A 7,794-nucleotide genomic window follows, 5' to 3' on the forward strand; every position below is an offset into this window, starting at 1 on the left:
GATGAGATTTCCCATAGCGTAAGCTAGTAAGATCCCTGAAAGATGATCAGGTTGATAGGTTCGAGGTGGAAGCATGGTGACATGTGGAGCTGACGAATACTAATAGATCGAGGACTTAACCATATAATATGAAGCAAATGTTATCTAGTTTTGAAGGAATATGCCTTCAATAGTTTGGTGATGATGGCAGAGAGGTCACACCCGTTCCCATACCGAACACGGAAGTTAAGCTCTCTAGCGCCGATTGTAGTTGGGACCTTGTCCCTGTGAGAGTAGGACGTCGCCAAGCAATTAAAGCACGAGTCAATTGACTCGTGCTTTTTTTATTTCCTAAGAAATCGGAGAGTGTTGACCTAGTAAAAATAATAAAACATAGTAAGGGATTTTTTTTGCGGAAACCCCTAAAAATTGATAAATAAATGGGTAATCTTCAGAGGCGTAGCTTCCTAATAAGTCGTACCACCAGTCAGTCTCGTAGCGAGAAATCATACTCAAATTGTAGAGTAATAAATAATGTATGAGTAGTTCTGGTAAGAGTGATTTACAATTTCTTACATCTTTAGTTATTGGCAAATAATAAGTGCTGGTATTGCAATCATAAGAAAATGGTGTACTGTATAAAGGGTTCCATGTTTTAGAGGAAGCTGAAAATAACAAATCAGATTCAGCCTCTTCACTCGGTATGTACTGTATAAAGAGGTGCTTACAAGATGTTTCTATGTAACGAGAAAAACGTTCTTGCGTCATGTGTAAGCGATCAAGTATGCCAGAGGAAAATGAAATATGCTGTTCGTCTACCACATTAACTTTATATAATATTTTCTCTTTTTGACTATGTTGAAATAGGGTTTTTAATTCAGGAATTTTCCCCATTAGTTCTAGCATAATAAATTTTTCTGCCTCTAAGTGTTTCATGTGAAACATCCGTTCTGCAACATGAGTGAATAATCCATTTTTCTGTACTTTAACCTCATCCTCTAAAAACTGGTATCCTTGTTTTTTTCGTTTACGCGTTGTAACTCCATGAGCTAAGACGGTTGTTGATTCTGGATAGTTTGGATCAACGGTTAATAAACATGCTTTTAAAAGTTGACTCATCCCGTAAAATAACAACATAGGTTGAATAGAGAAAGGTGCAGTTTTACATAATTCATAATAACTTTTTCCGTGTTCCAAATAATAAATGAAAGGATAGCAATTCTCGAAACTTTTCTTTTCAGCGTTTTCAATTGGTAATTTTTCATAACAGCGGGCAAGATAACGCTGTACATGTTGGGATGAAAAAAAGAAACTTAATTGCTGCCAAGTATAAGATGGATGATGCATATATTACGCTCCTTTTATTGTCTAAAAATTCTAACATATATGTACGTTCTTGACAGTATTTTAACCAATTGTTAAGCTACTAATAATAATTTCTGGTATCATGGGGGGAACAATTATGTGGGAATCTAAATTTGTTAAAGAAGGTTTGACATTCGATGATGTATTACTTGTACCAGCGAAGTCAGATGTATTGCCAAGAGAAGTGAGTGTTAAAACAGTTCTATCCGAAAGCTTGCAGTTAAACATTCCTTTAATTAGCGCAGGGATGGATACAGTAACAGAAGCTGATATGGCTATTGCAATGGCGCGTCAAGGCGGTTTAGGGATTATTCATAAGAATATGTCTATCGAGCAACAAGCTGAGCAGGTTGATAAAGTAAAACGCTCTGAAAGCGGCGTTATCTCAGATCCTTTCTTTTTAACTCCAGAACATCAAGTATATGATGCAGAACATCTTATGGGAAAATATCGTATCTCAGGTGTACCAATTGTAAATAATTTAGAAGAGCAAAAATTAGTTGGTATTATTACAAATCGTGATATGCGTTTTATCCAAGATTATTCCATCAAAATTTCCGATGTGATGACAAAGGAACAATTGATTACAGCTCCAGTTGGTACAACACTAGAAGAAGCTGAAAAGATCCTACAGAAATACAAAATTGAAAAGCTCCCTCTTCTTGATAATAGCGGTGTATTACAAGGGCTTATCACTATTAAAGATATTGAAAAAGTAATTGAGTTTCCAAACTCTGCAAAAGATAAACAAGGTCGTTTATTAGTTGGAGCAGCAGTTGGTGTAACTGCAGATGCTATTCTTCGTATCGATGCATTAGTAAAAGCAAACGTAGACGTAATTGTACTTGATACGGCTCATGGGCATCACAAAAACGTAGCTGACAAAGTAAAAGAAGTTCGTGCAAAGTATCCGACATTGAACATTATTGCAGGTAACGTTGCCACGGCTGAAGCAACACGCGCATTAATTGAAGCAGGTGCAAATGTTATCAAAGTTGGTATTGGACCAGGTTCTATCTGTACAACACGTGTTGTAGCTGGTGTTGGTGTACCGCAATTAACAGCAGTATATGACTGTGCGACAGAAGCTCGTAAACACGGTGTCCCAGTTATTGCTGACGGTGGTATTAAATACTCTGGAGATATGGTAAAAGCTTTAGCAGCAGGAGCAAACGTTGTAATGCTTGGTAGTATGTTTGCTGGTGTAGCTGAAAGCCCAGGAGAAACTGAAATTTACCAAGGTCGCCAATTTAAAGTATATCGCGGTATGGGTTCTGTTGGAGCGATGGAAAAAGGAAGTAAAGATCGTTATTTCCAAGAAGGAAACAAAAAACTTGTTCCAGAAGGTATCGAAGGCCGTGTACCATTTAAGGGACCTCTAGCTGATACAGTTCACCAATTAGTTGGTGGATTACGTGCAGGTATGGGATATTGTGGAGCAAATGACTTAGAATTCTTACGCGAGAATGCACAATTCATTCGTATGTCAGGTGCTGGTTTACGTGAGAGTCACCCACATCACGTACAAATTACAAAAGAGGCTCCAAATTACTCTTTATAATGTCTTATATGTAAATAGATGGAGATTTGATATCTCTGTCTATTTTTTTTTGATTATGTTAGAATAACGGTTATGTGAGTACAAAGATATTGGGGGTAACAGAAGTGAAAGGTATGTTTTGCAAGCGATTCATTGCAATGGTAACAGTGCTTACACTATTTTGCAGCATGTTTGTTACATATGGCAGTGCATCAGCAGAAACGGGTGCTGCTTTAAACGTTGAAGCAGGAGCAGCAATTTTAGTAGAAGCAAATTCAGGGAAAATTTTGTATCAAAAAAATGCAGATGAATTATTAGCAATTGCTAGTATGACGAAAATGATGAGTGAATACTTAATTAATGAGTCGGTGGCTAAAGGGAAACTTAAGTGGGACCAAAAGGTAACAGTTTCTGAATATGCACATAAGATTTCACAAGATCGCTCATTATCAAACGTTCCATTAGAAAATGGTGGCTCTTATACGGTAAAAGAGTTATATGAGGCAATGGCAATCTATTCTGCAAATGGTGCAACGATTGCTTTAGCAGAAGCAGCTGCAGGTAAAGAAGTAGACTTTGTAAAAATGATGAATGATAAGGCGAAAGAGTTTGGATTAAAAAATTATAAATTCGTAAACTCTACAGGCTTAACAAACCATGATTTAAAAGGACACCATCCTGAAGGCACAACACCGGATGAAGAAAATAAAATGTCTGCGAGAGAGGTCGCGATTTTAGCGCAACGTCTAATTCAAGATTTCCCTAAAGTATTAGATACAGCGAAAATTCCGAAAAAAGTGTTCCAAGAAGGTGGAAAATATCCTGTTAAAATGGATAACTGGAACTGGATGCTAAAAGGACTAGTTAAGGAATATGAAGGTGTAGATGGCTTGAAAACAGGATCTACTCCAGAAGCTGGAGATTGTTTTACAGGTACAGCGGAAAGAAATGGTATGCGTTTAATTTCTGTCGTTATTAAAACAAATTCTCATACAGCACGTTTTGACGAAACAAAAAAATTATTTGATTATGGCTTTACAAACTTCGATGTGAAAAAAGTGTATCCAAAAGGTTCTTCAATAAAAGGGCATGAAACTGTACGAGTAGAAAATGCAAAAGATAAAGATGTTGCATTACAAACGAAACAAGCTGTTACACTTCCGATACCAAAAGGAAGTAAAGATGTATATAAAACAGAATTTAAAGATACAGGTAAAGAAAAAGAAGCACCAATTAAAAAAGGTACAACACTTGGTCAAATGGTTGTATCCCCTAAAGATAATAATGACCCTGGATTTTTATCAGGTAAATCATTACAAGTAGATCTTGTTACAAAATCAGAAGTAGAAAAAGCAAACTGGTTTACACGCTCTATGCGTGGCGTTGGCTCTTTCTTTAGTGGAATTTGGAATAGTGCTGTTGACACAGTAAAAGGTTGGTTTTAAGAGCTCCTCATTGTAGGAGCTTTTTTTTATTCCATTTTTCATACCGACTTTATGAAAAAGTAGTGGACAAGCCTCTAATAGTTAGTGGTAGAATGTAAGAGTATTCTTAATTTTCGCCTTTAACGGGGAAAAGCAATTCACCTAGGGGGGTTTTTGTACATGACAAATGTAACAGGGACAGAACGTGTAAAACGTGGAATGGCAGAAATGCAAAAAGGCGGCGTTATCATGGACGTAGTTAACGCTGAGCAAGCAAAAATTGCAGAAGAAGCGGGCGCAGTTGCAGTTATGGCACTAGAACGCGTTCCTGCAGATATTCGTGCAGCAGGTGGCGTTGCACGTATGGCAGATCCAACAATTGTTGAAGAGGTTATGGGTGCTGTATCAATTCCGGTTATGGCAAAATGCCGTATTGGTCACCTTGTGGAAGCACGTGTGCTAGAATCATTAGGGGTAGACTACATTGATGAGAGTGAAGTATTAACTCCAGCTGATGAAGTATATCATTTAAATAAACGTGATTACACTGTTCCATTTGTATGTGGATGTCGTGATATTGGAGAGGCAGCGCGTCGTATTGCAGAAGGCGCATCTATGCTTCGTACAAAAGGCGAGCCTGGAACAGGAAACATTGTAGAAGCAGTGCGACATATGCGTCAAGTAAACGCTGAAATCCGTCAAGTTGCGAACCTACGTGAAGACGAATTAATGACATATGCAAAAAATACTGGTGCTCCATATGAAGTATTACTGGAAATTAAACGTCTTGGTCGTCTGCCAGTTGTAAACTTTGCAGCAGGTGGTGTAGCAACGCCAGCAGATGCTGCATTAATGATGCAACTTGGTGCAGATGGTGTGTTCGTAGGATCTGGTATCTTCAAATCAGAAAACCCAGAAAAATTCGCACGTGCAATTGTTGAAGCAACGACACATTACGAAGATTATGAACTAATTGCAAGCCTTTCTAAAGGATTGGGTACTGCAATGAAAGGTGTCGAAATTTCAACATTATTACCAGAACAACGCATGCAAGAGCGCGGTTGGTAATTAAAGGAGATTTTGAAATGGTTAAAGTCGGTGTATTAGGTCTTCAAGGTGCTGTTCGTGAGCATGTAAAAGCAGTTGAAGCAAGTGGTGCAGAAGCTGTAATTGTAAAACGTATAGAACAACTTGAAGAAATTGATGGTCTTATTTTGCCAGGTGGCGAAAGTACAACAATGCGTCGTCTTATTGATAAGTACGATTTTATGGAACCACTTCGTGAATTTGCGAAATCTGGTAAACCAATGTTTGGTACGTGTGCAGGTATGATTTTACTTGCAAACAATCTTATTGGTTATGAAGAATCTCATATCGGCGCTATGGATATTACAGTTGAACGTAATGCGTTTGGACGCCAAAAGGATAGCTTCGAAGCTGCCCTTTCGATAAAAGGTGTAGGAGAAGACTTTATTGGTGTATTTATTCGTGCACCATACGTTGTAAGTGTAGGGGACAACGTAGAAATTCTTTCTATGCACAATGATCGAATGGTAGCAGTAAGACAAGGACCGTTTTTAGCAGCTTCTTTCCATCCGGAGTTAACGGATGATCATCGTGTTACAGCATATTTTGTGCAAATGGTGAAAGAAGAAAAAATGAAAAAAGTTGTATAAGTAACTTGCAACTTGTATAAGATTATAGTAAATTGATGGTAACAATTTTATAAAATAAACGTGTTGATAGGAAATAGTAACAAATGGTGTTTCTTATAGAGAGTCGGTGGTTGGTGGAAACCGATAGAAACAGTTTGTGAATCCATCCTGGAATGAAATGTGGAATATCTTTATGATTAGTAAACATTTCCGGTGAAGAGTCGTTATTTCTACTTGAGAGGAAAGCAACATTGCTTTCAACTAGGGTGGCAACGCGGGTTAACTCCCGTCCCTTTTTATAGGGACGGGAGTTTTTTGTGTTTTATAAAATAAAAGGAGGAATATATAATGCTTGATATTAAATTTTTACGTGCGAATTTTGAAGAAGTAAAAGCAAAGTTACAGCATAGAGGCGAAGATTTAACTGATTTCGGCCGTTTCGAAGAACTAGATACAAGAAGAAGAGAGTTGCTTGTTCAAACGGAAGAGTTAAAAAGCAAGCGGAATGAAGTATCTCAACAAATTTCTGTATTAAAGCGTGAAAAGAAAGATGCAGAAGCGCTAATCTTAGAAATGCGTGAAGTAGGAGAAAAAGTAAAAGACTTTGATAATGAGCTTCGTACAGTTGAAGAAGATTTAGAAAGATTAATGCTTTCTATCCCAAATATCCCTCATGAATCTGCGCCAATTGGTGACACAGAAGATGATAACGTGGTAGCTCGTACTTGGGGAGAAGTAAAAGAATTTAATTTTGAACCAAAACCTCATTGGGATCTTGCAACTGACTTAGGGATTTTAGATTTCGAGCGTGCTGCTAAAGTAACGGGAAGCCGCTTTGTATTTTCTAAAGGTGCAGGTGCAAAGTTAGAACGTGCTTTAATTAGTTTTATGCTTGATCTTCACACAGAAGAACATGGATATGAAGAAGTGTTGCCTCCATATATGGTAAATCGGGCAAGCATGACAGGGACAGGGCAGCTCCCGAAATTTGAAGAAGATGCATTCCGTATTGAAAGTGAAGACTATTTCTTGATTCCTACAGCTGAAGTACCTGTAACAAATATGCATCGTGATGAGATTTTAAGTGCAGACCAATTGCCAATTCGTTATGCAGCATTTAGTGCATGCTTCCGTTCTGAAGCAGGTTCAGCTGGTCGTGATACACGTGGTTTAATCCGTCAGCATCAATTTAATAAAGTTGAGCTTGTGAAATTTGTTAAACCAGAAGATTCTTATGAAGAATTAGAAAAATTAACAAATGATGCAGAACGCGTGTTACAATTATTAGGTCTACCATATCGTGTTATGAGCATGTGTACAGGAGATTTAGGATTTACAGCAGCGAAGAAATATGATATCGAAGTATGGATTCCAAGTTATGGAACATATCGTGAGATTTCTTCTTGTAGTAACTTTGAAGCTTTCCAAGCAAGACGTGCGAATATTCGTTTCCGTCGTGAACCAAATGCTAAACCAGAACCTGTTCATACACTAAATGGATCTGGACTTGCAATTGGACGTACAGTTGCAGCGATTTTAGAAAACTACCAGCAAGAAGATGGTACAATTATAATTCCAGAAGTTCTTCGCCCTTATATGGGAGGAAAAACAGTTATTAAATAAATTAAAACTTTCATCGGTATGAGTGATTGGTAATTCCAGGTGTTGTCAGTAGCAACATGAAGGGGAAGGAAAAGTAACATTTTCCTTTCCTCATAATTTATGATGGTAGGGTTGACTAACTGTTTTTCTTTTGATATTATATTGGATGTCAATATGGAGGTATACCCAAGTCTGGCTGAAGGGATCGGTCTTGAAAACCGACAGGCGG

6 protein-coding genes, 2 rRNA genes and 1 other annotated feature are annotated in these 7,794 nt (G+C 37.8%); of the genes, 7 read left to right on the forward strand and 1 reads right to left on the reverse strand.

Features of this window, described 5'->3' with window-relative positions; genetic code table 11:
* Positions 1-123, forward strand: a 23S ribosomal RNA gene (locus BLV40_RS27140); the annotation flags it as partial.
* 50 nt (positions 124-173) lie between these two features.
* Positions 174-289: ribosomal RNA gene (rrf, locus tag BLV40_RS27145) — 5S ribosomal RNA — on the forward strand.
* Between the two features lie 41 nt (positions 290-330).
* On the opposite strand, the gene BLV40_RS27150 is transcribed toward rrf, so the two are convergent.
* On the reverse strand, positions 331-1,326 hold the full coding sequence (locus BLV40_RS27150) for a YaaC family protein (RefSeq protein ID WP_090695714.1): 996 nt from the start codon (positions 1,324-1,326) through the stop codon (positions 331-333).
* A gap of 115 nt (positions 1,327-1,441) precedes the next feature.
* On the opposite strand from BLV40_RS27150, the gene guaB reads away from it, so the two are divergent.
* The 5 genes from guaB to serS all read left to right on the forward strand — a co-directional run bounded on the left by guaB (position 1,442) and on the right by serS (position 7,586).
* Positions 1,442-2,905 carry an IMP dehydrogenase gene (gene guaB, locus BLV40_RS27155; protein ID WP_090695716.1) on the forward strand — a complete coding sequence of 488 codons (1,464 nt, stop codon included), beginning with the start codon at positions 1,442-1,444 and terminating at the stop codon, positions 2,903-2,905.
* A 104-nt stretch (positions 2,906-3,009) separates the two neighbouring features.
* The gene (locus tag BLV40_RS27160; RefSeq protein ID WP_090695717.1) at positions 3,010-4,329 is read left to right on the forward strand and encodes a D-alanyl-D-alanine carboxypeptidase family protein; all 1,320 of its coding nucleotides are present in this window, start codon (positions 3,010-3,012) and stop codon (positions 4,327-4,329) included.
* A 159-nt stretch (positions 4,330-4,488) separates the two neighbouring features.
* Complete coding sequence (pdxS, locus tag BLV40_RS27165; protein WP_026593373.1) at positions 4,489-5,376, forward strand: pyridoxal 5'-phosphate synthase lyase subunit PdxS; 888 nt, start codon at positions 4,489-4,491, stop codon at positions 5,374-5,376.
* A gap of 17 nt (positions 5,377-5,393) precedes the next feature.
* A complete protein-coding gene (gene pdxT / locus BLV40_RS27170; protein WP_026593372.1) occupies positions 5,394-5,984 on the forward strand; it encodes a pyridoxal 5'-phosphate synthase glutaminase subunit PdxT in 591 nt (196 codons plus the stop codon).
* A 54-nt stretch (positions 5,985-6,038) separates the two neighbouring features.
* Positions 6,039-6,260: a binding site (T-box leader), on the forward strand.
* A 51-nt stretch (positions 6,261-6,311) separates the two neighbouring features.
* Entirely contained in the window at positions 6,312-7,586 is a 1,275-nt protein-coding gene (gene serS, locus BLV40_RS27175; RefSeq protein ID WP_026593371.1) for a serine--tRNA ligase, read from the forward strand.
* Positions 7,587-7,794 lie beyond the last annotated feature (208 nt).

The sequence above is a fragment of the Bacillus sp. 166amftsu genome, from assembly GCF_900107445.1.
Classification (GTDB): Bacteria; Bacillota; Bacilli; order Bacillales; family Bacillaceae_G; genus Bacillus_A; species Bacillus_A arachidis.